General features: G+C 40.8%; 26 protein-coding genes. 1 reads left to right on the top strand and 25 read right to left on the bottom strand.

Annotated features, from left to right (window positions below):
- Positions 1–11: 11 nt before the first annotated feature.
- The 20 genes from MKX82_RS07065 to MKX82_RS06970 all read right to left on the bottom strand — a co-directional run bounded on the left by MKX82_RS07065 (position 12) and on the right by MKX82_RS06970 (position 19,743).
- Entirely contained in the window at positions 12–392 is a 381-nt protein-coding gene (locus MKX82_RS07065) for a YlqD family protein (RefSeq protein ID WP_233314420.1), read from the bottom strand.
- A 143-nt stretch (positions 393–535) separates the two neighbouring features.
- Entirely contained in the window at positions 536–766 is a 231-nt protein-coding gene (locus MKX82_RS07060; protein ID WP_233314787.1) for a KH domain-containing protein, read from the bottom strand.
- A gap of 11 nt (positions 767–777) precedes the next feature.
- Positions 778–1,050: a 30S ribosomal protein S16 gene (rpsP, locus tag MKX82_RS07055; protein ID WP_127734638.1), complete on the bottom strand. Its 273-nt coding sequence runs from the start codon at positions 1,048–1,050 to the stop codon at positions 778–780.
- A gap of 131 nt (positions 1,051–1,181) precedes the next feature.
- Positions 1,182–2,534: a signal recognition particle protein gene (gene ffh / locus MKX82_RS07050; RefSeq protein WP_233314421.1), complete on the bottom strand. Its 1,353-nt coding sequence runs from the start codon at positions 2,532–2,534 to the stop codon at positions 1,182–1,184.
- 12 nt (positions 2,535–2,546) lie between these two features.
- Positions 2,547–2,879 carry a putative DNA-binding protein gene (locus tag MKX82_RS07045; RefSeq protein ID WP_233314422.1) on the bottom strand — a complete coding sequence of 111 codons (333 nt, stop codon included), beginning with the start codon at positions 2,877–2,879 and terminating at the stop codon, positions 2,547–2,549.
- Positions 2,880–3,283: 404 nt separating this feature from the next.
- A complete protein-coding gene (locus tag MKX82_RS07040; protein WP_233314423.1) occupies positions 3,284–3,742 on the bottom strand; it encodes a DUF4064 domain-containing protein in 459 nt (152 codons plus the stop codon).
- A 172-nt stretch (positions 3,743–3,914) separates the two neighbouring features.
- Positions 3,915–4,175, bottom strand: coding sequence for a hypothetical protein (locus tag MKX82_RS07035; RefSeq protein ID WP_341075998.1), 261 nt, complete (start codon positions 4,173–4,175; stop codon positions 3,915–3,917).
- A gap of 125 nt (positions 4,176–4,300) precedes the next feature.
- Positions 4,301–5,290 carry a signal recognition particle-docking protein FtsY gene (gene ftsY / locus MKX82_RS07030; protein WP_233314425.1) on the bottom strand — a complete coding sequence of 330 codons (990 nt, stop codon included), beginning with the start codon at positions 5,288–5,290 and terminating at the stop codon, positions 4,301–4,303.
- Positions 5,291–5,323: 33 nt separating this feature from the next.
- Complete coding sequence (gene smc / locus MKX82_RS07025) at positions 5,324–8,890, bottom strand: chromosome segregation protein SMC (protein ID WP_341075993.1); 3,567 nt, start codon at positions 8,888–8,890, stop codon at positions 5,324–5,326.
- A gap of 112 nt (positions 8,891–9,002) precedes the next feature.
- On the bottom strand, positions 9,003–9,755 hold the full coding sequence (gene rnc / locus MKX82_RS07020; RefSeq protein ID WP_233314427.1) for a ribonuclease III: 753 nt from the start codon (positions 9,753–9,755) through the stop codon (positions 9,003–9,005).
- Between the two features lie 323 nt (positions 9,756–10,078).
- Positions 10,079–10,309 (bottom strand): acyl carrier protein, encoded by a 231-nt coding sequence (locus MKX82_RS07015; RefSeq protein ID WP_185766980.1) that lies wholly within the window; start codon positions 10,307–10,309, stop codon positions 10,079–10,081.
- A gap of 151 nt (positions 10,310–10,460) precedes the next feature.
- Positions 10,461–11,204, bottom strand: coding sequence for a 3-oxoacyl-[acyl-carrier-protein] reductase (gene fabG, locus MKX82_RS07010; protein WP_233314428.1), 744 nt, complete (start codon positions 11,202–11,204; stop codon positions 10,461–10,463).
- A 1-nt stretch (position 11,205) separates the two neighbouring features.
- The gene (gene fabD, locus MKX82_RS07005) at positions 11,206–12,150 is read right to left on the bottom strand and encodes an ACP S-malonyltransferase (protein WP_233314429.1); all 945 of its coding nucleotides are present in this window, start codon (positions 12,148–12,150) and stop codon (positions 11,206–11,208) included.
- A 40-nt stretch (positions 12,151–12,190) separates the two neighbouring features.
- Complete coding sequence (gene plsX / locus MKX82_RS07000) at positions 12,191–13,177, bottom strand: phosphate acyltransferase PlsX (protein ID WP_233314430.1); 987 nt, start codon at positions 13,175–13,177, stop codon at positions 12,191–12,193.
- A 15-nt stretch (positions 13,178–13,192) separates the two neighbouring features.
- Positions 13,193–13,759 (bottom strand): transcription factor FapR, encoded by a 567-nt coding sequence (fapR, locus tag MKX82_RS06995; protein WP_233314431.1) that lies wholly within the window; start codon positions 13,757–13,759, stop codon positions 13,193–13,195.
- A gap of 109 nt (positions 13,760–13,868) precedes the next feature.
- Positions 13,869–15,917, bottom strand: a complete 2,049-nt coding sequence (recG, locus tag MKX82_RS06990; protein WP_341075988.1) for an ATP-dependent DNA helicase RecG — start codon at positions 15,915–15,917, stop codon at positions 13,869–13,871.
- Positions 15,914–16,798, bottom strand: coding sequence for an L-serine ammonia-lyase, iron-sulfur-dependent, subunit alpha (gene sdaAA, locus MKX82_RS06985; RefSeq protein WP_233314433.1), 885 nt, complete (start codon positions 16,796–16,798; stop codon positions 15,914–15,916). The genes recG and sdaAA overlap by 4 nt, the downstream gene beginning before the upstream one ends.
- 16 nt (positions 16,799–16,814) lie before the next feature.
- Complete coding sequence (sdaAB, locus tag MKX82_RS06980) at positions 16,815–17,477, bottom strand: L-serine ammonia-lyase, iron-sulfur-dependent subunit beta (RefSeq protein WP_233314434.1); 663 nt, start codon at positions 17,475–17,477, stop codon at positions 16,815–16,817.
- Positions 17,478–17,684: 207 nt separating this feature from the next.
- On the bottom strand, positions 17,685–19,364 hold the full coding sequence (locus tag MKX82_RS06975; protein ID WP_233314435.1) for a DAK2 domain-containing protein: 1,680 nt from the start codon (positions 19,362–19,364) through the stop codon (positions 17,685–17,687).
- Between the two features lie 16 nt (positions 19,365–19,380).
- Positions 19,381–19,743 carry an Asp23/Gls24 family envelope stress response protein gene (locus tag MKX82_RS06970; protein WP_233314436.1) on the bottom strand — a complete coding sequence of 121 codons (363 nt, stop codon included), beginning with the start codon at positions 19,741–19,743 and terminating at the stop codon, positions 19,381–19,383.
- A gap of 439 nt (positions 19,744–20,182) precedes the next feature.
- On the opposite strand from MKX82_RS06970, the gene rpmB reads away from it, so the two are divergent.
- Complete coding sequence (gene rpmB, locus MKX82_RS06965; RefSeq protein ID WP_066393509.1) at positions 20,183–20,371, top strand: 50S ribosomal protein L28; 189 nt, start codon at positions 20,183–20,185, stop codon at positions 20,369–20,371.
- A 144-nt stretch (positions 20,372–20,515) separates the two neighbouring features.
- Here the strand turns inward: rpmB and spoVM are convergent, their stop codons facing one another.
- From spoVM to MKX82_RS06940, 5 genes are all read right to left on the bottom strand, one after another.
- Complete coding sequence (spoVM, locus tag MKX82_RS06960) at positions 20,516–20,596, bottom strand: stage V sporulation protein SpoVM (RefSeq protein ID WP_032088878.1); 81 nt, start codon at positions 20,594–20,596, stop codon at positions 20,516–20,518.
- Between the two features lie 102 nt (positions 20,597–20,698).
- Complete coding sequence (locus MKX82_RS06955; RefSeq protein WP_233314437.1) at positions 20,699–21,346, bottom strand: thiamine diphosphokinase; 648 nt, start codon at positions 21,344–21,346, stop codon at positions 20,699–20,701.
- Positions 21,347–21,414: 68 nt separating this feature from the next.
- Positions 21,415–22,299, bottom strand: coding sequence for a ribosome small subunit-dependent GTPase A (rsgA, locus tag MKX82_RS06950; RefSeq protein WP_233314438.1), 885 nt, complete (start codon positions 22,297–22,299; stop codon positions 21,415–21,417).
- Positions 22,300–22,314: 15 nt separating this feature from the next.
- On the bottom strand, positions 22,315–24,309 hold the full coding sequence (pknB, locus tag MKX82_RS06945) for a Stk1 family PASTA domain-containing Ser/Thr kinase (RefSeq protein ID WP_233314439.1): 1,995 nt from the start codon (positions 24,307–24,309) through the stop codon (positions 22,315–22,317).
- Entirely contained in the window at positions 24,306–25,064 is a 759-nt protein-coding gene (locus MKX82_RS06940) for a Stp1/IreP family PP2C-type Ser/Thr phosphatase (RefSeq protein ID WP_282581425.1), read from the bottom strand. Before MKX82_RS06940 ends, pknB begins: the two co-directional genes overlap by 4 nt.
- Positions 25,065–25,070 lie beyond the last annotated feature (6 nt).

Raw genomic sequence — 25,070 nt, 5'->3', positions numbered from 1 at the left:
TATTATCACCTCTAACGTATGTCTACAACTTTTCCATCTTTCAGGAGTATTGTTTTATGAAGCAAGGCCTCATCCCAAACATCTCCAACTTTTATATCAACAATGCCAGTAAGCTCTTGTTCTTTTAGTTCACTGCCCAATGGTAGTATATGTAATTGTGCTAATTGAAACTCTAGTGATTTCTTTTTTTCCTCTTTGTTGGCAAGTCTCTTGCTAATCTGCTGTTTAATAGCATTTGCAGGATGACTTTTAAGCAGCTTTTTTTCTTCAAACTTGAATTGTTCGCACTCCTTTTCAAGCTGAAGCAGCTCTTCTGTGAGTTTCTTCTCTAAGGCTTGTTTCGTTTGTTCGGTTAATATTTGTTTGACTGTGACAGTATGGAGAATCTGCATTTTTTCCTCCTATCCATGCACTGCTATTTTTAATGCTCGCAAAGCGTCAAACGGCATCCCACCAATACGCTCCCACTTCTAGTATAAAGAATCTGCAAAGAGATATAAACAAATAAAGGAGAAGGGTTCCCCCTCCTCCTTTATTATTCGCTAATTTCTAAAACCAGCTTTTTTTGCTGCTGTGAGCCAGCAGCGTAAACAATCGTTCGAATCGCTTTAGCAACCCGCCCTTGCTTCCCAATTACCTTTCCCATGTCATTCTTGTTGACAGAAAGCAAGTAAATGATTCGATTATCCTCTTCAGTAACTTTTATCGCAACATCATCCGGAAAATCCACAAGGGGCTTAACAATCGTTTCAATTAATTCCTTCATCTTCAAACGAATTACTTACCGTTTTTGATGTTGTGGAATTTCTCCATGATACCTTCGTTAGAGAAAAGGTTACGAACTGTATCAGATGGTTTTGCACCATTTTGTAACCATTGTAGAGCTTTCTCTTCGTTGATATCCACGATAGCAGGGTTTGCTACTGGATTGTAAGTTCCTACTGTTTCAATGAAACGTCCATCACGTGGTGAACGAGAATCTGCTACTACAATACGATAGAAAGGAGTCTTTTTAGCTCCCATACGTTTTAAACGAATTTTTACTGCCATTTTAAAAATGCACCTCCGAATAGTTTCACACAAGATAGTATAATATCAATAGTTGAACAGTTTGTAAAGTGTTTTTTCTTGTCAGACTAAACATTCTGTTCAAATTAATAAAAAACCGCTTGTTAACACCCTTAAAAAGGGTTAAATGGTAATTTAAACTTGCCTTTTTTCTTGCCTTTTTGAGTCATACCCGTCATTTGTTTCATCATTTTTTTCATGTCCTCAAACTGCTTCAACAGCCTGTTCACTTCAGGAACGGTTCTGCCGCTCCCTTTAGCTATACGCTTCCGTCTGCTTGAGTTGATGATTTCCGGGTGTTCTTTTTCTGCCTTTGTCATGGAGCGAATAATCGCTTCCACATGGCTGATTTGCTTTTCATCTACTTGGAGATTATCCAAGCCCTTGATTTTGTTGGCTCCTGGCATCATTTTCAGCAGCTCATCAAGAGGCCCCATGTTACGGACCTGTCCAAGCTGTTCTAAAAAGTCATCTAAAGTAAAGGAAGCTGTTTTCATTTTCATTTCCAGCTCTTTTGCCTTTTCTTCATCGACATTCATTTGCGCTTTCTCGATTAGGCTTAGCACATCACCCATTCCAAGAATACGTGATGCCATACGCTCTGGATGGAACGCCTCTAATGCATCCATCTTTTCACCCAAACCGACAAATTTAATCGGTGTTTGTGTAACAGAACGAATAGATAACGCTGCCCCGCCTCGAGTGTCACCATCTAGCTTCGTTAATACGACACCTGTCAGTCCAAGCTGCTCGTTAAAGCTGCTTGCCACATTGACTGCATCCTGACCTGTCATCGCATCAACTACAAGGAATATTTCATCTGGATTGGAAAGCTCTTTAATTTGCTTTAACTCGTCCATCAATGCTTCATCCACATGCAGACGACCTGCAGTATCGATTAACACATAATCATGATGGTCTTCTTTTGCTTTAGCAATCGCCTGTTTCGCAATCTCAACAGGGCTGACTTGATCTCCAAGTGAAAAAACAGGGAAATCGAGCTGCTTACCAAGTGTTTCGAGCTGCTTAATAGCCGCAGGACGATATATGTCTGCCGCAACAAGCAACGGCTTTCTATTATGCTTTTTACGCAGTAAATTAGCCAATTTCCCAGTTGTAGTTGTCTTACCGGCACCTTGCAAACCAACCATCATAATGACTGTCGGCGGACGGTTCGATACAGCAATCTTGCTTTGTTCTCCGCCCATCAGCTCCGTAAGTTCTTCTTTAACAACTTTAATGACCTGCTGTCCAGGAGTCAGACTTTTCATAACCTCTTGTCCAACAGCACGCTCACTGACTTTTTTAACAAACTCTTTGACTACCTTAAAGTTAACATCCGCCTCAAGCAATGCAAGTCGGACTTCACGCATCATTTCCTTAACATCCGCCTCATTTACTTTCCCTTTTCCGCGGATCTTTTGGATCGTATTCTGCAGTCGGTCAGCTAAACCTTCAAATGCCATTGCGCCGCCTCCTTAATCTAATTTCTCCAGCTCGCAAACTGCTTCCAGCAATGCTGAAACCGAAGGAGTATCATCCTTTAATAACTCTTTTATTTGAACAAAAAGAGTATTACGCTCTTGAAACTTTTGAAGTAAGAGTAATTTATTTTCATATTCTTCCAGCATTGCCTCAGTCCGTTTAATATTATCATAAACAGCTTGACGGCTAACGTCATATTCATCAGCAATTTCACCAAGAGAATAATCATCTAAATAATAAAGAGACATGTAACTTCGTTGCTTCGGTGTCAACAACGACTGATAGAAATCAAACAGATAATTCATTCGTGTTGTTTTTTCAAGCATCGAACAATACCTCCATGTTAAGTCAAACACCTTTACACCCTTATTGTACACACCAACAAAAAAGATGTCAACAGAAAAGCGGAAGGCGCCTGCTTATCGGCGACTAGCATAAGACGAGGTGGCCGAGAAGGGGTGCTCTTCCCCCTTCTTGGACAGCTTGGCTTATGACCTCGAGCGGATGGCGACCGTTTAGCGGCAGAGAAACTGGAGGGCCTTGACTGAGATAAAGAGGAAACACGGCAAACAGAGTGAAGTGATGTTGACTTATCGCAGGGATGCGGAGATGCCCTGTTTATCCACATACGCACTGATACAATCCTATAAGTTAATTAGAAACATCAGCACACTCCTAAACAAAAAAAGCCCCGCTTAAGCTTTAGGAAAGCTTCAAGCAGGACTATTGTTTAAGCGGGTATGCCCGCTTCCTTATTATATCTTGACCATCTGTTAAGAATCATTACACCTGCTGTGATTAACAGGATTGGAATAATGATGGAGAGAAGGGAAACTACTCCGACGATAATGAATAGAATACCGCTTGTACGAGGCATTTTATTCATCATAATTACGCTAAACAAAGTTGCTGCGCAAGCAATTATGGAGAAGATAACAGGAAGCAACAGGAATTTTTTTCCTGCAACAATCAACTCATCAGCAAATTCCTCTCCTGTACTCGGAATGTTTTCGAGTCCTAAATCTTCTTGGTATGCAGGATCTGTATTATATGCATCTATTAAAGAATCTCTCAGAATATCCACCTTATCTATTTGCGTATAAAACACTAACGAAAGGAGAAATCCAATTAACAATAAAACAAACGAAACTATGCCTAAAATTCTTGGCGCTCTCAAATTAAGACTCATCTAAAAAAATCACCTCAAGTTTTATGTATGTAACCTCTTTCACAAAAAAAGATTACACCCCTATGATAACATACTTTCTCTAGTACGTTCTTCTTATTTTTTGTTAATTATTCCAATATATAACAAAAAAAGATCTCTTTATCAATGGTTTGACAAAAAGATCTTTAGTCCACTATATGTGGAATAAGATGATTAGGCTAGCTGTAATTCCCATCATTAGGGCACCGATTATTTTCATCCTTATTCCAGAAAGGCTGCGCAAAAATAGATTTTCCTCTTCTAATGTTATTGAATACGCTTCTTCCTCTAGCAGCCCTTTTTGTCCTAGCATATTGCCAAGATGCCATACGGAACTGCGTTGAACAAGTCGGCCTTTAATAGACAGAAACGCTCCAAACAACATGATAGTTATGAGAATCAGCTGTATGAACACATTATGTTCCTCCTTGCTTTCTTATCATATTTTGCACAGTCTTATTATCTGCCTTGTTGTTGTTTTTATAACACAAAAAAAGCTGTGCAGATATCACGGTAACGGGATGTCTGCACAGCTTTTGCTTATTCTTCCTCCGCTTCAACCAAGTTGGAAAATAAGCCGTATACGTATTTTTCTGCGTCAAAGTTTTGTAAGTCGTCCATCTTTTCACCAAGTCCGACTAATTTGACTGGTATTTGCAGCTCATTGCGGATAGCTAGCACAATTCCACCTTTTGCTGTGCCATCAAGCTTAGTAAGCACGATTCCGCTTACGTTAGTCGCTTCTTTGAAAGTCTTCGCTTGAATAAGTGCATTTTGCCCTGTTGTTGCATCAAGCACTAGAAGCACTTCATGTGGAGCACCAGGGATTTCTCTTTCAATTACGCGTTTTACTTTTTCTAATTCATTCATAAGGTTAACTTTGTTTTGCAATCTTCCAGCCGTATCACAAAGGAGGATATCTGCATTTCTTGATTTTGCAGCCTGCACAGCATCGTACATAACCGCTGCAGGATCGGAGCCGGCAGCTTGCTTAATAACATCCACTCCAGCACGCTCTCCCCATACTTCAAGCTGTTCAATGGCACCTGCACGGAACGTATCTCCTGCTGCAAGTACAACCTTTTTGCCTTCTGATTTATATCGGTGGGCGAGCTTGCCGATAGTTGTCGTCTTACCGACTCCATTTACACCAACAAAAAGAATTACAGTCAACCCGTCTTGCTGAACATTTATGGCAGAAGTTTCTTCCTCACCATTTTGATAGATAGCTACTAGCTTCTCTGAAATAACGGATTGTACTTCTCTCGGATCTTGTATATTCCTTTTTTTCACTTCGCTCTTCAGTTCGTCGATTAATTCCATTACTGTCTCAAAGCCGACATCTGCTCCGATAAGAATTTCTTCTAATTCTTCAAAAAAGTCCTCATCCACTTTGCGGTATCTGGACACTAAATCATTCACTTTATCGGAGAAATTACTTCTAGTTTTTGCTAGTCCATCTTTGAATTTTTCCGTAACCGTATTTGTCTGCAGAGACATTTTTTCTTTTAGCTTTTTGAAGAAACTCATTTGATTCCCACTTTCTCATTTAAAGTTGATTGATTATGTTGCAACAAGCTCACTTGTTTCACTTAAGCGAACAGAAACAAGCTTTGATACGCCTGATTCTTGCATTGTCACACCATATAGGACATCTGCTTCTTCCATTGTCCCTTTTCGGTGTGTAATAACAATGAATTGCGTTTCACTGCTGTAAGACTTCAGATAAGAACTGAATCTGAATACATTTGCTTCATCAAGGGCCGCTTCCACTTCATCAAGTATGCAAAACGGCACGGGACGAACCTTTAATATCGCAAACAACAAGGCAATTGCAGTCAAGGCTCTTTCTCCGCCTGATAGCAAGCTTAAGTTCTGCAATTTTTTCCCTGGAGGCTGTGCGACAATCTCTACACCTGTGTTCAGTAAATCGTCTGGATTTGTCAAACGCAATGCTGCATGACCGCCGCCAAACAACCGCTGGAACACGCCTTCAAAATGGCCTTGAATTCCTTCGAACGTTTGCTGGAACCGTTTTTTCATTTCGTCATCCATTTCGTCAATTACTTGGTAAAGGGTATCTTTTGCCTCTTCCAGGTCGGTCTTTTGCTCAAGAAGAAAATCATATCTTTCAGATATTCTTTCATATTCCTCTATCGCCCCAAGGTTAACTGTTCCAAGCTCTTCCATAGCCAGCTTAATCAGCTTCACTTTTTTACGGGCATCTTCTAATTCCATTGTTAGAGGATACTCTTCCTTCGCTCCCTCAAATGTCATCATGTATTCTTCTCTTAAGTTAGTGAGTCTTGAATCAAGTTCTACATCAATTCTGTTTAATTTTACTTCCTCGTCTTTAAGAGCTTGTACCATACCACGGTGTATGCGGCGTGTTTCCTTTACATCAAGATCGAGTTCATCAAGCTGCATTTGGAGCTGCAGGCGTTCTGCGCGGCGCTCGCCAATCAACTGAATAGCAGCAGCCTTTTCCTGCTGTTTTTTTTCAGCAGCATCCTCTAGATGCTCTTCACCTGAATGACTGTCTGTCATTTCAGATGTCAGCAGCTCGAGGTCTTCCTTCACAAGCTGCCATTTAGCTTCTGACTCTTCTAAATCAGAAGTTACCGTAGCCAGCTTTTCTGTTGCGTTGGAAAGCTGTTCTTTTTTTGCAGCGAAGGCTACTCTCAACTCGCCAATAGACTCTGCAACTTGTTCTCTTGATTGGCTTTGTTGATTTTTCTGTTCGGTCAATTGAGCAATCTCCTGCTCAAGTGCTTGAATGTTTTGCACAAACTCGCCAAGCTTTTCGTTTAGAAGCATTTTCCTGTCCTTTAAAGCTTGCTGTTCATCAAGGTAATCTGCCTTATTACGATCATATTGGGACAGCTTCTCATTCATTGTTCTTTCTTCGAATTCAATCTCTCTCTGTTCATCTTTAATGGATTGAATGGAGAAACGGATATCCTCTTGCTTTAATCGCAGTTCTTCTAACGCTGCGCTTTCTTCTTGCGTGGTGTTTTTCCCTTTTTTAAGCTGGTCCTCCAACTTTAAAGATGTCTTTTCCATCTCAAAGATTTTTGTCTTCAAGTTTTCCAATTCACCTTTACGTGTAAGAATGCTCGCTGACTTTTGCTTGATGGCTCCTCCTGTCATGGAGCCCCCAGGATTAACGATTTCCCCTTCTAGCGTGACAAATCTTGACCTATATTGCAGTGCCTTTGCCATTTCATTAGCGCCTTTTAAGTCTTTTGTGATAATGACATTTCCTAATAAATTCCCCATAATGTCTTGGTACTTTGAATCATAGGAAATTAAGTCAGCTGCAACTCCGATAAAGGAGGAATGGCCTTGTACTAACCGAAGCTGAGATTCAGACAGCTTTTTGCCCTTAATAATGCTCATTGGCAAAAACGTTGCTCTGCCGTAGCCGTTTTTCTTTAAATAGGCGATTGCCTGGCGTGCATGCTGTTCTGCTTCCACAACTAGATGCTGCATGCTACCGCCTAAAGCAATTTCTATGCTGACATTATACTCTTTCGGAACGTTCATTAATTCTGCAACAGCACCATGTATCCCAGTAAGCGCCTTGTCTCTTGCCTTAAGAACTTCCTTAACACCTTGGAAAAACCCAGCATAGTCGTCCTCAAGCTCCTCAAGCATCTCTTTTCTTGATTTCGCCTGTTGAATGAACTGGTATGATTGATACAGCGATTTTTCAATTTTTTGGACTTTTGCCTTCATTTCATCCACTGCTAGCTGTTTTTGCTCGTATCCAGCAGCACTGTTTGCCAATTCTGCTTCTAATTCAGCCAATCTTGCCGTAATGCGGGCTTTCTCTGCCACAATCCGTGCTCTTTCCGACGTGAATTTTGCATTATCTTCATCTAGAAGAGAGGTTTTCCGAGTTTGTGATTCCAGCTGCTGGGTGATATAGCTGCTTTCGTTTTTTGAGGCAGCTTGTTCATTCAGCAACTCGATATAATCACTTTTCAAGGATTCAATTTTTTCTTCAAGATTAACATTATAAAGCTGCATTTTCTTTTCGTTGACTTTTAGCTCTTCCTCAATCTGGGTTGCTTCGCTCTTAAGCTGAGTCACTGAAAGAAGATGCTCCTCTTTTTGCTGCTTTAATAAAGATACTTTCTCTTCCAGCTCTGCCTTGCTTTTTTCAAGTTGTCCTCTGTTTTGTGCAGCGTTCTTTTTCCGTTCTTTCAGTACTTCTTTTCTGCCTTCAAGCTTTTCCAGTTCTTCACTTACAAGGAGCAGCACTTGCTGAAGGTCATTGATGGATTCATCCAATGCAGAAACGTCGTTCTTCCATTCTTCCATCTTAGCTTCCTTGCTTTGCAGCATAGAAAGAAGTTGGAGCTCTTTTTCCTTGTAGCCTTCAAGCTGTGCTGAAATAGCTTCGAACTTTTGATGAGCTTCCTCTATATCATGAACCATTAGCGCTACTTCAATTTGTTCAAGATTTTCCTTATGGTCAAGATACTCCTTAGCCATAGAGCTTTGAATCTTCAGCGGCTCGACTTGCCCTTCCAGCTCGTGGAGAATATCATTCACCCTGTTTAGATTCTCTTGTGTTTCTACAAGCTTGCCTTCTGCTTTCTTTTTTCTTGTCTTATATTTAAGCACACCAGCAGCTTCTTCAAAGATGGAGCGGCGATCCTCTGCCTTGCTGTTAAGGATTTCTTCCACTTTCCCTTGGCTGATAATCGAAAAAGCTTCTCTTCCAAGCCCTGAGTCCATAAATAACTCAATAATATCTTTCAGCCTGCAGGACTGCTTATTGATTAAATATTCGCTTTCCCCTGAGCGATAAACCCTTCTGGTTACACTCACCTCGTGATAGTCTAGCGGGAGAAACTGATCATCATTTTCAAGTGTTAAGGTTACTTCCGCAAAATTAACTGCCTTTCTGGAATCACTGCCCGAGAATATGACATCCTCCATCTTACTTCCTCTGAGGCTTTTGGCAGATTGTTCTCCTAATACCCAGCGAATTGCATCTGTTATATTGCTTTTACCGCTTCCATTTGGTCCCACCACTGCGGTCACACCTGGCACAAAATCCACTGCAATTCGATCAGCAAATGATTTAAAACCAACAACATCCAACCGTTTTAAAAACACTTACCTCACCTCCTAAACCCCTTTACTTTTTTGCATCATCTCTAGTTGTCTTTGGTTATTAAGAAAGCAAAGAATCAACAGTGATTTCGCTTTCTTCTTATAGGTGCTTTTATCAGTTTTTATCTGTCTTAGCATCTTTTGTCTTCAGCATAGTTAACGACATCTGTGCTGCATGCTGTTCTGCTTCTTTTTTAGAGCGTCCTGTTCCAGTTCCTAACTCCATATCATTTAAGAACACTTGGGATACGAACTCCCTGTTATGAGCAGGACCTTTTTCTTGCAGAATTCGATAGGAAATAGTCCCAACTGCGTCTCGTTGGACAAATTCCTGAAGCTGACTCTTAAAATCCATCACATGAGAAAAAGCACCGGAATTAATCTTCGGAAACACGACTTTCTCAAGGAAGACAACAACCTGCTCCAGTCCTTGATCCAGGTAAAGAGCTCCGATAAATGCCTCAAAAACATCCGCTAGAAGAGCTGGACGAGCTCGCCCTCCTGTCATTTCCTCTCCCTTGCCAAGCAAGACAAACTTGCCGAACGATTGATCATTAGCAAAAGAAACAAGTGACGGTTCACAAACAATTGCTGCCCGCAGCTTCGTCAGCTCACCTTCGCTCATCATCGGGAATTTCTTAAAGAGGAATTGAGAAACGGTAAGTTCTAATACTGCATCTCCTAGAAATTCGAGTCTTTCATTGTCTTCATGAGGCTTTCTGCGATGCTCATTCACATATGATGAATGAGTAAATGCTTGTTTTAACAATTTTTCGTTTTCAAACTGGATGCCCAGATTTTCTTGCAATTCTTTTAATTTTTTATCATTTGGACGTGTATGTCTCTTATCTTTTCCGTTGCCTCGCATTTTGCCTCCACCTTAGCACTAAGTTTACATATCAATAATAAGTTTAAGTAAAACAGATAAAAAACGCAAAGAAACTTGGAAAGTTTTTTCTCTCCAAGCCGTTCCTTTCAGATAGGCTGTCTTTTATATGCGCTTTTTGCTTATGAAATCCTTATTATTTTAAACTAACTTTCAGCCATTTGCCAGCATTTTTCTAACAGAGGCTTGTATAAGGTTCCATGCAAAAGTGCGCTGTACATTTTAATAAACTTCGACAGCATTAGTTTCCCTATTTTTTTGCAATCTAAAAGCCCCGCTATTTAACGGAGCTTTTATTGGTTGGATTAACGATTACCTATGTAATTAACAGCATCTCCTACTGTTACAATCTTTTCAGCATCGTCGTCAGAAATCTCCATGTCGAACTCATCTTCAAGTTCCATAACAAGTTCTACTACATCTAGAGAATCTGCTCCTAGGTCATCTTTGAAAGAAGCTTCAGGCTTAACTTCTGACTCTTCAACTCCAAGACGATCAACAACGATTTTCGTTACGCGTTCTAATACATCTGACATTCTAGTCACCTCCCCTCAATGATTATAGAGCATTTCGAGCAAATAATAAATGCTCTTTTTATTACAAATGAAAAATATGCTGAAATAAGCTTTACGTTAAAGTATTTCTTGATTGCATCATTTTTATTAATATCAGCATATTTCAAATTTATTACATATACATACCGCCATCAATGTGGATTGTTTGCCCTGTAATATAGCCGCTCTCATCAGAAGCTAAAAATACAACTGCATTTGCGATATCATCCGGATCGCCGAATTTCGCAAGGGGAATTTGCGAAAGCATCGCATTTTTCACATCTTCTGGCAGTTTATCCGTCATATCTGTTGTGATGAACCCAGGTGCAACTGCATTTACAGTAATATTTCGTGCTGCAAGCTCTTTAGCAGTTGTTTTCGTTAAGCCGATAACTCCTGCTTTTGCTGCTACGTAGTTTGCTTGCCCGGGATTACCTGTTACACCGACAATGGAAGTAATGTTAATAATTCTTCCTTTTCTTTGCTTCATCATTTGTCTTGTAACACCCTTCGTGCAATGGAAGACGCCCTTCAAATTCGTGTTGATAACATCATCCCACTCTGATTCTTTCATGCGCATCAAAAGGTTATCTCTTGTAATACCAGCATTGTTCACAAGAATGTCCAGGCTTCCAAAGTGAGCAATTGTTTCTTTTATCATCTCAGCTACAGATTCGCCGTTTGAAACATCGCATTGGATTGCAATCGCATCTTTGCCAAGCTGTTTGATTTCCTCAACAACTTCATTAGCAAGAGCTGCACTTCCTGCGTAATTGACAGCTACGTTAGCTCCTTCTTTCGCAAGTTTTAAAGCAATCGCACGGCCGATTCCTCTAGACCCGCCTGTTACTAACGCTGTTTTACCATCTAGTTTCATATTATTCGTCTCCTTTTAACGCTGCTGCAACACTGTTGCTAGTTTCTTCATCATACACAGAATAAATGCGCACATTCCGGTCAATTTTCTTCACTAAACCTGCCAACACTTTCCCAGGTCCAATCTCGATAAATGTATCAACACCTAATTCTATCATTTTTTGGATAGAATCCTCCCATAGAACAGAGGAATAAAGCTGTTCGATTAATTTTTCTTTGATTTCTGTTTTTGCGGAAAGTGGTGCTGCTGTTACGTTTGCGATTACAGGAATCTCTGCGTCGTTCATAGACAGTTCATCAAGGACGGATGCGAATCTTTCCGCAGCAGGCTTCATTAACTCAGAATGGAAAGGCCCGCTTACTTCCAACGGTATCGCCCGTTTTGCGCCAGCTGCTTTTGCTTGTTCAGAAGCAAGCTCAACACCTTTAACTGTTCCAGAAATAACGATTTGACCTGGACAATTCAGGTTAGCAAGCTGTACTGCGTTTCCTTCACTTGAAACAGCCTCTGTAACCTCTGTTAACTTACCGCGCTCAAGTCCCAAGACTGCAGCCATTGCCCCTTGTCCTGCCGGGACTGCTTCCTGCATGTATTCCCCTCTTTTGCGGACAGCATATACTGCATCCTCAAAGGATAGAACATTAGCAGCCACTAAAGCAGAATATTCACCTAGGCTGTGTCCTGCTACAAAATCTGCTTGAATTCCATGCTTTTTAAAGTGCTCAAGCAGTGCTGTACTTGCTGTAAGCAATGCAGGCTGTGTATTTTGTGTTAATGTCAGCTCTTCTTTAGGGCCTTCAAAGATAATGGAAGATAAAGAAAAACCTAATCTTTCATCTGCTTTTTTAAAAATTTCACCGGCAGGTTCAAAATTTGCCGCTAAATCCTTTCCCATTCCAACAGATTGGGAGCCTTGGCCTGGAAACATAAAAGCTATTTTACTCATTACCATCTTTCCTTTCTATGCTGGTTTGCTTGTTTTAGCATTACCCTTCATTTTCAATCGTTGTCTTGATAGTGCCGATTACTTCAGACTTTACAACATCTCTTGTCTGTCTGATGGCGTTGTATATCGCGTTGCTGTCAGAAGATCCGTGAGCTTTAATAACAGGGGCGTTAAGACCAAACAATGCTGCACCGCCATACTCAGAGTAGTCAAGCTTGTTCTTCAAGCCCCTTAGCTCCGGTTTCATTGCACCTGCTGCAAGCTTTGTCTTTAAACTGCTTGTCATTACTTCTTTAAGCATCTTAAACATGGACAATGCTGTTCCTTCAATAGTCTTAAGGACCATATTCCCAGTAAATCCGTCTGTTACAACAACATCACAGACACCGTCAAGCAAATCTCTTGCTTCAACATTCCCGATAAAGTTGATAGGGGCATTTTTTAACTCTTCAAAGGTTTTCTTCGTTAAGTCATTTCCTTTTTTCTCTTCTGTTCCGATATTTAAAAGCCCAACTCGCGGCTCGGCAATTCCAAGGGCTTTCTCCATATAGATACTTCCCATTATCCCGTATTGCACAAGATGCTCCGGTTTAGCATCTACATTTGCACCAACGTCAAGTAGCAAAAAGCCATCTCCGCCTATCGTTGGGAGTGTCGGTGCTAAAGCTGGTCTTTCAATGCCATTTATTCTGCCAACGACAAAAAGGCCTGTTGCCATCAATGCGCCTGTATTTCCTGCTGAAATAAAAGCATCGGCTTTTTGTTCCTTTACTTCATTTGCACATAAAACCATGCTGGCATTTTTCTTTCTTCGCACTGCCCGTGCAGGTTCATCTGTAGCAAGTATTTGTTCTTCCGTATGTAAAATAGATATTCTTTCTTTCTCCGTCAAGAAGGGATTAATTTGTTTTTCGTCACCAACAAGCAGAATTTCGATATCTGGAAAAGCTTGAACAGCTTTTATAGCACCAGCGACAATTTCCTTTGGTGCGTTATCTCCGCCCATTGCATCTAACGCAATTCTCATAATAATTTCTCCCAGTTATTTATTTTTTGACCGGTACATTTCAAAATGACCTTTAAAAACAAGTTCAGACTGCACATAACTGTTTACTTCGACTGTTGTTCTGCCACTTTTCTCGTCAATATTTGTTACTTTTGCTTTTGCGATGATACGTTCTCCTAAATTGACAGAAGATGTAAAGTGGATATTAGCTTTAGCAGTAAGAGCCAAGTCATCATCTATTAAAGCAACAGCTAAAGAATTCGCCTGTGCAAACAAATGATGCCCTCTGGCAATACCGTTCCGCTTGAAAACATGCTCTGGCATGATTTCTAGCATAGATATAGCGTTGCTGTCTAATTCGACATCTATAATTTCTCCGATTACCTCTTCAATCGGCAATGATTTCACTTCATCCTCTAGTGTCTTCGTCGCAACCGTTTTTATCCTTTCCCTCAGCTCAGGAATGGATAATTCTAAACGATCTAATCTGATTGTCTGCACACTAACCGAAAATTTTTCCGCCAATTCTTCATCTGTAATGAAAGGTGTTTCTTTAATTGTTTGTACTAACAATGATTGCCGTTCTTTTTTGCTTCTTCTCATCTGCAACACCGTCCGCGCTATTAAGACTAGGTACTAATAGTAGTATATAATAAATAAAAGGCAGATTGCAAGCTGTAACTTTGCAATCTGCCTTTCTTCCATTCTCGTTTTAATCCAGTTTTTCTCCTGACATTACTCCCGTTCGCTCGAGCATCTCCCTTAAAATGCGGTATTCATCAGACTCCCAAAACGCCTTCGAGTCGACAAGAACAGCGGCGTCATTTCTGGCTGTTTCAAGAACTCGATAGTCATGAACCATATCTGCCATCTTAAATTCTGGCACACCGCTTTGCTTCCTGCCAAAAAAGTCACCTGGGCCTCTAAGCTCCAAGTCTTTTTCGCTCAAAACAAACCCGTCGTTTGTTTCCGTCATAATTTTCATTCGTTCTTTTCCAACATCCGTTTTCGGATCTGCTATTAGCACACAATATGATTGAGCATCGCCCCGGCCGACACGGCCTCTAAGTTGGTGCAGCTGTGACAGACCGAATCTTTCTGCATCATAAATGAGCATGAATGTAGCATTTGGAACATTTACACCAACCTCGACTACTGTTGTGCTGACAAGAATCTGTGTTTCATTTTCGCTGAATTCCTTCATAATGGCATCCTTTTCAACTGCAGGAAGCTTGCCGTGCATGAGTCCAACCTTATAACGGCCTTGGAAAAAGGTCGCCAATGTTGTATGCACATCGATTGCATTTTGCACATCCAGCTTCTCTGATTCTTCTATCAGCGGACAAATGACATATGCTTGTCTTCCTTGGGAGAGCTCTTTCTCCATGAATTGCAGTATTCGTGTCAGCATATCATGTTTCACCCAGTATGTTTCAATCGCTTTTCGCCCTGCCGGCATCTCATCAATAATACTTACATCCATTTCTCCAAAAGCTGTAATCGCAAGCGTTCTTGGAATCGGTGTCGCTGTCATAAAGAGAACATCTGGACTTGACCCTTTCTCTCTCAGCACTCTGCGCTGTTCAACACCGAAGCGATGCTGCTCATCTGTAATAACAAGACCAAGTGATTGGAATTCGACATCGTCTTGTATAAGGGCATGCGTGCCGACTAAGATGTGTATATTTCCTTCTTTCAGCTCGCTTAAAAGTTCTCGTCTTTTTTTTCCTTTGACAGAGCTTGTCAGCAAAGCAGCTCGGATTCCTACTTTTGAAAACATGGACGTAAGTGATTCTGCATGCTGCTCTGCCAAAATTTCAGTTGGAACCATTAAAGCACCTTGATGACCTGCAAGAATGGTTGCATACAAAACGATGGCAGCTACAACCGTCTTACCAGAGCCTACATCTCCCTGTAAAAGCCGATTCATACGGTAATGACTTTTCATATCTTTTAATATCTCATTTACAACCCTTTTTTGTGCGTTCGTAAGGGGAAACGGCAGACCGTTAATGAAATCCATCAGCATATCAAGCTTATATTCCTGCTTCATTCCTTGCGAGTTTTCGCGCTCGTGCTTCCGCAATGCCTGCATTTTTAATTGAAACAGCAAGAATTCTTCGTAAACAAACCGCCTTCTAGCAAGCTTTAACTCTTCTCTACTAGGCGGAAAGTGGATGATTCGCAGTGCGTCACTTCTTCTCATCAGCTTATATTTCGCTAAAAGTGAATCTGGAAAAATTTCTTCTATTTCCTGCTCGAATTGAGTGAGCGCTGCTGAAATGTATTTCCTTAAAGCTTTAACCGTTATACTTCCTCTTACCGTATAAACAGGCTCAAAGTCTTGGGCTTTTTGGTTACTGCCGACTTGCAGATGTGTTGCCGTTATTGTTTGCCGGTGCTGATCCCATTTACCTGTAACGGTAATCAGCTCTCCTAGAGCCAGCTTGTTTTTTAAATAATGCTGGTTAAAAAAGACAGCACTAATTAAAACATTGCCTATTAGCACTTTCACCGTTAATCGGGATTTTTTGCGTCCGTGAAAGATTAGGGAAGGTTCACTATGGACCTTCCCTTCTACTGTCACCTTTTCTTCATGCTTCATATCTTCTGGATTACGGACACGAAAATCTTCATAACGATAAGGGAAATATTCAAGCAAATCATAAATCGTGTGAATTCGCATGTCTTCTAACTGTTTTCTTGTCTCAGGTCCGACGCCTTTTAGCTGGTCCAATGGAAGATTTAAATTTTTATTCACTTTCCTGCTGCAGCATTACCGAAGATTTCTGCTTCCAGTCTCCGGCCAGTTGGTGTTGCTGCCAACCCTCCTTGCGCTGTTTCTCTTAAGCTTGACGGCATACTTAGACCAATGCGGTACATAGCATCGATAACTTCATCACACGGAATTCTGCTTGTAATTCCTGCAAGCGCCATATCTGCTGCTATCATCGCATTTGCTGCTCCCATTGCATTTCTTTTCACACATGGAACTTCCACTAGTCCAGCAACTGGGTCACATACTAGTCCAAGCATATTTTTTAACGTGATTGCCATCGCATTAGCGCTTTGTTCTGGCGTGCCTCCTGCCATTTCTACAATAGCTGCCGCTGCCATACCTGCAGCTGATCCGACTTCCGCTTGGCAGCCTCCAGCTGCACCAGAGATAGACGCATTGTTTGCAACAACAAACCCGAATGCTCCTGATGTAAATAAAAAGTTAAGCATTTGCTCCCTAGTTGGATTCAGTTTGTTTTTCACTGCAAATAATGTTCCTGGAACAACGCCAGCAGAGCCTGCTGTCGGAGTCGCACAAATCATTCCCATTGCCGCGTTCACTTCATTTGTTGCAACCGCTTTGCTGACAGCATCAAGGATTACTTCACCTGACAGGAAGTTGCCCTTATTTATATACTCTTGCATAAGCACTGCGTCTCCGCCAGTTAAGCCTGAATGGGAAACAACACCGTTAAGCCCTCGTTCAACTGCCTGCTCCATCACTGTTAAATTTGTATCCATTTGGGCAATAACTTGTTCCCTTGTTTTTCCTGTTATTTCTATCTCTTGCTCAATCATTATTTCTGAGATGGGCTTATTTTGCGTGTTTGCCATCTCTACAAGTTCCGCTACATTTCGAAACATCGTTCTTCCCCCTAGCTTAATCAACAATTCTTGTAACCTTTTCCATTCCTTCAAGGTCTTCTATTTCTTTCAGAATTTTTTCTTCTATATTTTGGTCTACCTCAATCGTCATTAAGGCGAGTTTTCCTTTTTCTTTCCGGCTTACTTCCATATGCCCAATGTTAATTTCATATTTTGCCAAAACATTAGACACTTTAGCAATCGCACCAAACCTGTCATTATGAACAACAAGAATGGCTGGATGATGCCCGGATAGCTTGAGTTGAAAACCATTAAGTTCTGTGATTTCAATCTTTCCACCACCGATTGAAATTCCGACAAGTTCCAGTTCACCGTCATCATCGCCTACACGAATTCTTGCGGTGTTAGGATGTTCCGGAATGGCCTCTTCTACATGAAACTGAACCTTCATTCCCCTTTGCTCAGCCAACTCAAGGGATGATTTTATTCTTTCATCAAAAGTATCAAAATCAAGAATACCTCCCACGATGGCAACGTCTGTTCCATGGCCCTTATAGGTTTCAGCAAATGATCCATACAGATGTACATCAACCCATTTCGGCTGTCTTTCAAACAAGCTTCTTGCCACCCGGCCAATTCTTGCCGCGCCTGCTGTATGGGAACTGGACGGGCCGATCATTACTGGTCCAATAATATCAAAAACGCTTTTATATTTCATATAAATAACTCTCCCTTAAACTGACTCGTGAACACAAAACAAACAATCTATATTATTCAAACGCGAAAAAACGTAAATTCTTTTAATATAATAACATAGGTTATGCAAGTTACGCCGATATTTCTTCTTTTTCCATTTCATTCGTTAAACACAAAAAAACCACTGTTTTAAACAGTGGAAAAAATCACCATGATTTTATTTTTTTGTTTATTCGACTGAGAAAATGAAGGAATACAGCGGCTGTTTACCGTCATGAATTTCCACTTCTACATCTTCAAACTTATCTTCTACAAAGGATACGATTGCTTCTAACTCTTCATCAAGGGCATCTTCCCCTTTGATGATTGTCAGTATTTCTGAATCTTCGTCAATCATCGTACTAAGCAGCTCTTTAGCAGATTGTGCTTTATCCTTGCCTTTAGCCACAATCTTTCCATCTGCTATTCCCATGAAGTCCCCTGTTTCTATTTGAAGTCCGTCAATTGTTGTATCTCTGACTGCATACGTTATTTGACCTGTTTTCACATGCTCTAACGCAGCAATCATACCTTTTTTATTTGACTCCATATCACTTGTCGGATTGAATGCAAGCAATGCGGACATTCCTTGCGGCACTGTTTTAGACGGAATAACTGCAACATCTTCCTCTAAAACCTGTGCTGCCTGTTCTGCTGCCATGATGATATTTTTGTTATTAGGCAGAATGAACACTTTTTTAGCATGAACCTTTTTCACAGCATTGACAATATCTTCTGTGCTCGGGTTCATCGTTTGTCCGCCTTCAATGACACTATGTGCCCCGATGCTGCGGAACATGTCAGCAATACCGCTTCCCATAGACACAGTAACAATACCGTATTCTTTTAGCTCCTCACGCTTTTGGGTTGGCGCATCAAAGGATTCCTTTGATCCTTCAACCAAGCTGCTGTGCTGTTCACGCATGTTCTCAATTTTCATCTTAATAAGATTTCCATATTTTTGCCCAAACGTTAGAACTTCACCTGGCAGATTGGAGTGGATATGTATCTTAACAACTTCATCATCTGCAATGACTAGCAATGAATCGCCGTATTTGCTTAAATCCTGTCTGAATTGATCCTCTGAGAACGGCTTGCCTTCCAGTTTATCTTCTTCAAGACGCACCATGAATTCCGTACAGTATCCAAACTCGATATCTTCTGTATTCATGAAGCCATGAACATTTTTATGGTGCTCAGCGTTAACAAGATCGTTCATAGAAACTGTTTGCTGTACTGTCTCTGGCAGCTCTTCTCCAGTCAGGACAGACAAGAAGCCTTCATAGACAAAAACAAGACCTTGGCCACCGCTGTCCACAACGCCAACTTCTTTCAGCACAGGCAGCAGTTCAGGTGTTCTGTTTAAAGACGCTTTTGCTTCTGTAACAACATCTGTCAAAACTTCTGTGATATCATCTGTCTTTTCTGCTGATTTAACTGCTTTTTTCGCCGCATCTTTTGCAACAGTCAAAATCGTTCCTTCAACCGGCTTCATTACTGCTTTATAAGCGGTTTCCACGCCGAACTGGAGGGCATTTGCGAACTCTTGCGCAGTGATGCTCTCTTTTTGTTCAATTGATTTTGAGAAGCCGCGGAATAATTGGGAAAGAATAACACCAGAATTCCCTCTGGCTCCCATAAGCAGTCCCTTTGAAAGGGATACTCCGACTTTGCCGATGTGGGACTGAATATTATTTTGAACTTCCTTTGCACCAGATGTCATCGACAGGTTCATATTTGTTCCTGTATCTCCATCGGGCACTGGGAAAACATTTAACGCATCTACATAATTAGCATTAGAGGATAAATGGTTTGCTCCCTGGATTACCATTTCGGCAAATCGCTTTCCTTCTAAGACTGTAATTGTCACTAAGATTTCCTCCTCACTACGGGTTCGTGACACGAACTCCCTGAACGTAAATATTAACCGAGTCAACGGCAAGTCCAACTGTTTTATTGAGTGTATATTTCACTTTAGATTGAACATTGTGCGCAACCTCGGAAATTTTCGTTCCGTAACTTACAATTATATACATATCAATATGCACTTCATCATCTACTTTTCGAACCATAACTCCGCGAGTGAAGTTTTCTTTTCGCAAAATATCTGTTAATCCATCTTTAATTTGATTTTTTGATGCCATCCCAACAATGCCATAACAATCAACAGCAGCTCCTCCTGCGATTGTTGCGATTACTTCTGTTGAAATATCAATTTGTCCGAAATTTGTTTTTAGTTCAATGGACATGAGTGTTCCCCCTTTGGAATTGCTCCTTGACTAATGACATTTTACTATAACACACTGCTTTTTGAAAGCTATTGTTGAAAACCTTTTATTTCTGGCTATAAAAAGCTTTCCAGCCTTTTACTATTTGGAAATTAATGCAACAGACTTAGCGTTTTTTTGTCTGTTTAAGCTGATTTCGCGCTCTCCAATTATATTTTTTTCTTCTATTGTTTCACTAGATTACAACAATATACACACTGCTTTTTTCTCCCTGTAAAAAACATGTCAAGGAAATTTTCTTGAAACCTTCCATCACAGCTATTGCATTCATGTCCGTTGTATGATAAATTATTAAAGTATCTTTGTGAGGACTATTTAGGATATTTCTCAAGATTAATGCTATCTATGAATTTTTAAAGCTCGTTTATGATGAGTTTTGGTTATAAGGAGGGAAATATACATGCCACGTAAATGTGTTGTAACTGGTAAAAAAACAACTACAGGTAATGCTCGTTCCCATGCGATGAATGCTAACAAGCGTACTTGGGGAGCAAACCTTCAAAAGGTTCGTATTTTAGTAGACGGTAAACCTAAACGTGTTTGGGTTTCTGCTAGAGCTCTTAAATCTGGTAAAGTTGAACGCGTATAATGCGAAAATAAAAAAGGACACATTGCTGTCCTTTTTTATTTTTGTCTAAATTTTCAAATGAAGTCGGTCTATTTTGTACAGACAACACTAATCTAAAAATGAAAGGTTGTCTGTACAAAAAAGAAATGCTTCCCATACTGGTGTTTATTCTTTTTTGAATGTTCCTAACATTGCACGGACAAGCCCGCCTAAAAACTTAGGCAATTTAATGGTATAAAATCTCATGAATACCGTCCCTCCTTCAACATTAGCAAAAAACCGCAAACTCGCTACAACACACTACATGCTATTCAAAAAATCCAAAATGAGTACATATTTTTTCCATCATTAATCATGACTCCTTACCACCATTAATATGCCGCTCGCAAATGAAAAAGTACCATAATCCTCAATAATTTCATTGCTGATACACAATGTGCTGCTGACAGGAAGATCCCTATCATTTAAAGGATATTTGAAGCCTTGTAAAGTTAGACCAGTTATTTCAGATCCGTACGGAAAAAAAGACACATAGCGGCGGCTTTCCTCTCTTTTTAATTTATAAGTGCCTGCATTGACTATTGTGACGATATTTTTCTTATCTATTATTTCAATCGTTACATCAGGATGCTCGGTTAAATACTTAAGCAATAACTGGAGATTCGCAATCGTATGGTCTAATCTCCCTCCAGTTGCTCCAAATAGCCTTATAGTGGACGCACCGAAGCTTATAGCCCAGTTGATTGCAAGTTCCATATCTGTTTCATCCTTTTCCGGCTTAAAGGTTTTTAACTCATGTGAATGGCTGCTAATCCGTTGTCTTTCGGCATCTGTTACAGAGTCAAAATCGCCAAACGATGCAAAGATAGGAATATCTCTTTCCACTAAATATAGAGCTCCCCTGTCCACACCTACCCATTTGCTGTTATCTTCCATATATCCAGGCAATGACGGTATTAGACCGGCTGGACCGCCTGCCATAATATTAATTTTCACGTTAGTTCCTCCCTTTAGTTAGCAAAAAAAGAGCATGGGAATTACATCCATGCTCTTTATTAATTTGATTAATATTTCGGCTTCCTGTCTTTTAGTTCTTGCAAGAAGTCTTTATAATGCTCATAGCGGTACTCTTGAATATTACCAGCGTCGACTGCCGCCTTAACAGCACATTTCGGCTCAGACAGATGCAAGCAGCCTCTAAACTTGCAAGCTGCGCTTGTGCTTTCTATTTCAGGGAAACAATAATTTAAATCCTCCAGCTCCATTTCATCCTCAAACTCTAAGGAACTAAAGCCCGGCGTATCTGCTACTAGAGCATCTCCGACAGTTATGAGCTCCACATGGCGGGTAGTGTGTTTACCCCTTCCTAAATGGGATGATATTTCATCTGTTTTTAAACTTAAATCTGGACGGATTGCATTTAAAAGAGACGACTTGCCAACACCTGATTGGCCTGCAAATACGGATATTTTTCCACTTAGTTCAGGGAGCAGTGTTTCAATACCCTGCTCTGTTTCAGAAGAAGTAAGGATGACCTTATAGCCGACTTGCTCATAGTAAGCAGCATATTCTTTCATCCTGTTTGCTTCTTCCTCACTCGTCAAATCCATCTTTGTGATACAAATAACAGGATCAATCCGGTTGAATTCGACTAATGCAAGAAAACGATCCAGCAATGCAGTGCTGAAATCAGGCTCCACACTGGAAAATACAAGTATTGCCTGATCAACATTGGTAATCGGGGGCCGAATCAGTTCATTCTTGCGCTCCTTTACCTCTAAAATATAACCATCTGTCACATTCTCTGCCTGAAATACTACTTCGTCGCCTACTAATGGGGTGATTTTATTCTTGCGGAATACACCCCTGCCTCGGCACTGTGTAATCTCTCCATCGCTAATCACATAATAAAAACCGCTTAATGCTTTAATGATTTTGCCTTCTGGCATAGATTATAACGCTCCTTAACCTGGATATGGCACTTCTTCATCAATGATGACACTTTGATCACGAAACACGCGATAGTAGCCCTTTCCGCCTTCTGGAATTCTTAGTGTAATTGTCTTTTTTGTCGTTTCCGTTATAGAAAAGGTATCTATTGGCTCTGTCATATTATTTTCCAAATCTCCAATATATATTTTTACTTCTTGCGCTTTCGGCTGTCCGTCTTCTGTCATTTCAGTCGGTTCAAATGGTATCGTGATTTCCTGTGTTACTTCTTTAGGGGGCACTTCTTCCTTACCCTTTGAAAGAACAACAGAAACTTGTGCGCTAATCCGCACATTTGTACCCGCTGCCGGTGTTTGAGAAATGACTTTTCCTTCATCGACGGTGTCGCTGTATTCCTCCGTGAAGGTCACCGCTAAATCTTGTTCATCAATATAATCATTGACTTCTTTTTTTGTATAACCAGCCAAATCTGTCAGTTTAATAAACTGTGCTCCTTTGCTGATCGTAAATTCTAACTCAGCATCTTCCGGAACGACTTCGTCTCCTTTTTCAAAATCTTGTTCAAGGATAGTTCCAGAAGGCTGTGATTCATCGAATTCCTCCACTTTGCTGATGTTCTTAAAGCCTTGCTTTTCCAACAGCTTCACAACATCTTCATATTCCCTGCCGACGTAATCATCCAGTTCATACTTCTCTTTCCCTAAGCTTTCATAAAGGGTGATTGATGCACCTTGTTTCGCATTATTGCCTGCTTTCGGTGCTGTGCGGATTATAGAACCTGCATCCACTTCTTCATCATTTAGTGTCTTGATTTCTCCGATTTTAAAACCAGCTGCTTCGAGTTCTGATATTGCTTCATCTTTTGTCGAACCTGCAACATCAGGGACCGCAACTTCCTCAGGAATGTAAATGGCCGGAAAAAGTGTGATTGTCAGTATGGCGAGAATAACTAAAACCAAAAATGTAGAAACTAACGCAATCGTCAGCTTTTTCCCTTTCTTTTTCGGCTTTTTTTGCTTTTTCTCTTTGCCTGCCTTCTCCTTCGGTTCTTCCTTTGCATGCTTTTCTTCCTTCGCATGTACAATTGTTTCGTCTAAGTTAGGAAAGCTGCGGTCATCGGTAATAATCGGAATAGCTTTCGTTGCTTCATCATCCACCGGGACATGAAATTTCGGTTCATTTATCCGTTCCGGGTCAAGTGCTGTCCGCAAATCCTCTTGCATTTCTTCCATGCTGCTGTAGCGGTGGAATGGATCTTTTGCAGTTGCTTTTAAGACAATGTTCTCCACACTTTGCGGAACCTCACTGTTCCATCTCCTGACACTCGGCGTTTCTGACTGGAGATGCTTCAAGGCGATGGAAACTGCTGATTCGCCTGAAAACGGCAGTCTTCCTGTCAGCAGCTCAAACATGACTATCCCCAGTGAATATATATCCGACTTTTTATTGGCCATCCCGCCTCGCGCCTGTTCTGGTGATAAATAATGGACAGATCCGAGTACCGAGTTTGTCTGCGTAATGCTCGTTGCACTCAATGCCATCGCTATGCCAAAATCTGTGATTTTAACATTGCCATGGTTATCAATTAAAATATTATGGGGCTTTATATCCCTGTGGACAATATTGTTTTGATGGGCATGAGAAATTCCGGATGTCAGCTGTCTCATGATATCTAATGCTGTTTCAATAGGCACGGGAGAATGTTTTTGTATGTATTGTTTTAAGGTGTCTCCTGCCACATATTCCATGACAATGTAATAGATGTTTCCTTCTTCGCCGACATCATAAATATTGACGATATTCGGATGAGCCAAACTGGTGGCCGATTGTGCTTCTCTGTGAAAACGACGGATAAATTCTTCATCATTGACGAAATCCAGACGCAGCATTTTCACTGCTACATCACGGTCAAGAATCATATCATGGGCAAGATAAACATTGGCCATTCCCCCGCCGCCGATCATATCAATTATCTTATAGCGACCACTTATCCTTTTGCCTATCATCATCTTGCTTCACCTGCTTTATTACCGTCAAAAAATTCAAGGATAATGACTGTTATATTATCTTCGCCGCCATTTTTATTGGCTGTTTCAATTAAATACTCAGCCTTTCGTTCTAAAGTTTCTGGAGCTCCAAGCACTTCCTTAATCTCCTCGTCTCCCACTTTATTAGATAAGCCGTCCGAACAAATGAAAATAACATCTCCCTGTTCAAAAACAATCGTAATCACGTCTATGTCAAGCTGCTCATCTGTGCCTAGCGCCCGCAGCACAACATTTTTTCGCGGATGATGCTCAGCATCCTCCTTCGTGATCTGTCCCATCCTTACTAGCTCATTCACAAGGGAATGGTCCTCTGTAAGCTGCTTAAAGCCGTCCTCGTTATAGAGATAACAGCGGCTGTCGCCGACATGGGCAATCGTAGAAAAACTGTCTGTACTGATAACAGCTATAATCGTTGTCCCCATCCCATCACATTCCGGGTTTTCTTGGGCATAACGCAAAACAATCTTGTTGACTTCAAGAATATGCGATTTTAACCAGTTTTCAGCTGCATCTGCTGTTATGATTGCTTCCGCATTCTCCCAAAAGTTAGCTAGATTTTCAACAGTTAAACGGCTTGCAACATCACCAGCACGGTGGCCGCCCATACCATCGGCTACGATGGCAAGGCGCTGTCCGGCTTTGTTGAAGCAAATCGCTCCACTATCTTCATTATGCTGTCTGACTTTCCCTTTATCTGTCATGAATATTTGACTCAAAAGTTA

The sequence above is a fragment of the Niallia sp. FSL R7-0271 genome, assembly GCF_038005785.1.
GTDB lineage: Bacteria > Bacillota > Bacilli > Bacillales > Cytobacillaceae > Niallia.
Note: the sequence above shows the minus strand (reverse complement) of the source record. Positions and strands in the feature narration are given on the sequence as shown.

Coding starts and splice junctions, on each gene's coding strand:
- MKX82_RS07065 (WP_233314420.1), bottom strand. CDS start 392: ATGCAGATTCTCCATACTGTCACAGTCAAACAAATATTAACCGAACAA.
- MKX82_RS07060 (WP_233314787.1), bottom strand. CDS start 766: ATGAAGGAATTAATTGAAACGATTGTTAAGCCCCTTGTGGATTTTCCG.
- rpsP (WP_127734638.1), bottom strand. CDS start 1,050: ATGGCAGTAAAAATTCGTTTAAAACGTATGGGAGCTAAAAAGACTCCT.
- ffh (WP_233314421.1), bottom strand. CDS start 2,534: ATGGCATTTGAAGGTTTAGCTGACCGACTGCAGAATACGATCCAAAAG.
- MKX82_RS07045 (WP_233314422.1), bottom strand. CDS start 2,879: ATGCTTGAAAAAACAACACGAATGAATTATCTGTTTGATTTCTATCAG.
- MKX82_RS07040 (WP_233314423.1), bottom strand. CDS start 3,742: ATGAGTCTTAATTTGAGAGCGCCAAGAATTTTAGGCATAGTTTCGTTT.
- ftsY (WP_233314425.1), bottom strand. CDS start 5,290: ATGAGTTTCTTCAAAAAGCTAAAAGAAAAAATGTCTCTGCAGACAAAT.
- rnc (WP_233314427.1), bottom strand. CDS start 9,755: ATGCGAGGCAACGGAAAAGATAAGAGACATACACGTCCAAATGATAAA.
- MKX82_RS07015 (WP_185766980.1), bottom strand. CDS start 10,309: ATGTCAGATGTATTAGAACGCGTAACGAAAATCGTTGTTGATCGTCTT.
- fabG (WP_233314428.1), bottom strand. CDS start 11,204: ATGAAACTAGATGGTAAAACAGCGTTAGTAACAGGCGGGTCTAGAGGA.
- fabD (WP_233314429.1), bottom strand. CDS start 12,150: ATGAGTAAAATAGCTTTTATGTTTCCAGGCCAAGGCTCCCAATCTGTT.
- plsX (WP_233314430.1), bottom strand. CDS start 13,177: ATGAGAATTGCGTTAGATGCAATGGGCGGAGATAACGCACCAAAGGAA.
- fapR (WP_233314431.1), bottom strand. CDS start 13,759: ATGAGAAGAAGCAAAAAAGAACGGCAATCATTGTTAGTACAAACAATT.
- sdaAA (WP_233314433.1), bottom strand. CDS start 16,798: ATGTTTCGAAATGTAGCGGAACTTGTAGAGATGGCAAACACGCAAAAT.
- sdaAB (WP_233314434.1), bottom strand. CDS start 17,477: ATGAAATATAAAAGCGTTTTTGATATTATTGGACCAGTAATGATCGGC.
- MKX82_RS06970 (WP_233314436.1), bottom strand. CDS start 19,743: ATGTCCATTGAACTAAAAACAAATTTCGGACAAATTGATATTTCAACA.
- rpmB (WP_066393509.1), top strand. CDS start 20,183: ATGCCACGTAAATGTGTTGTAACTGGTAAAAAAACAACTACAGGTAAT.
- spoVM (WP_032088878.1), bottom strand. CDS start 20,596: ATGAGATTTTATACCATTAAATTGCCTAAGTTTTTAGGCGGGCTTGTC.
- rsgA (WP_233314438.1), bottom strand. CDS start 22,299: ATGCCAGAAGGCAAAATCATTAAAGCATTAAGCGGTTTTTATTATGTG.
- pknB (WP_233314439.1), bottom strand. CDS start 24,309: ATGATGATAGGCAAAAGGATAAGTGGTCGCTATAAGATAATTGATATG.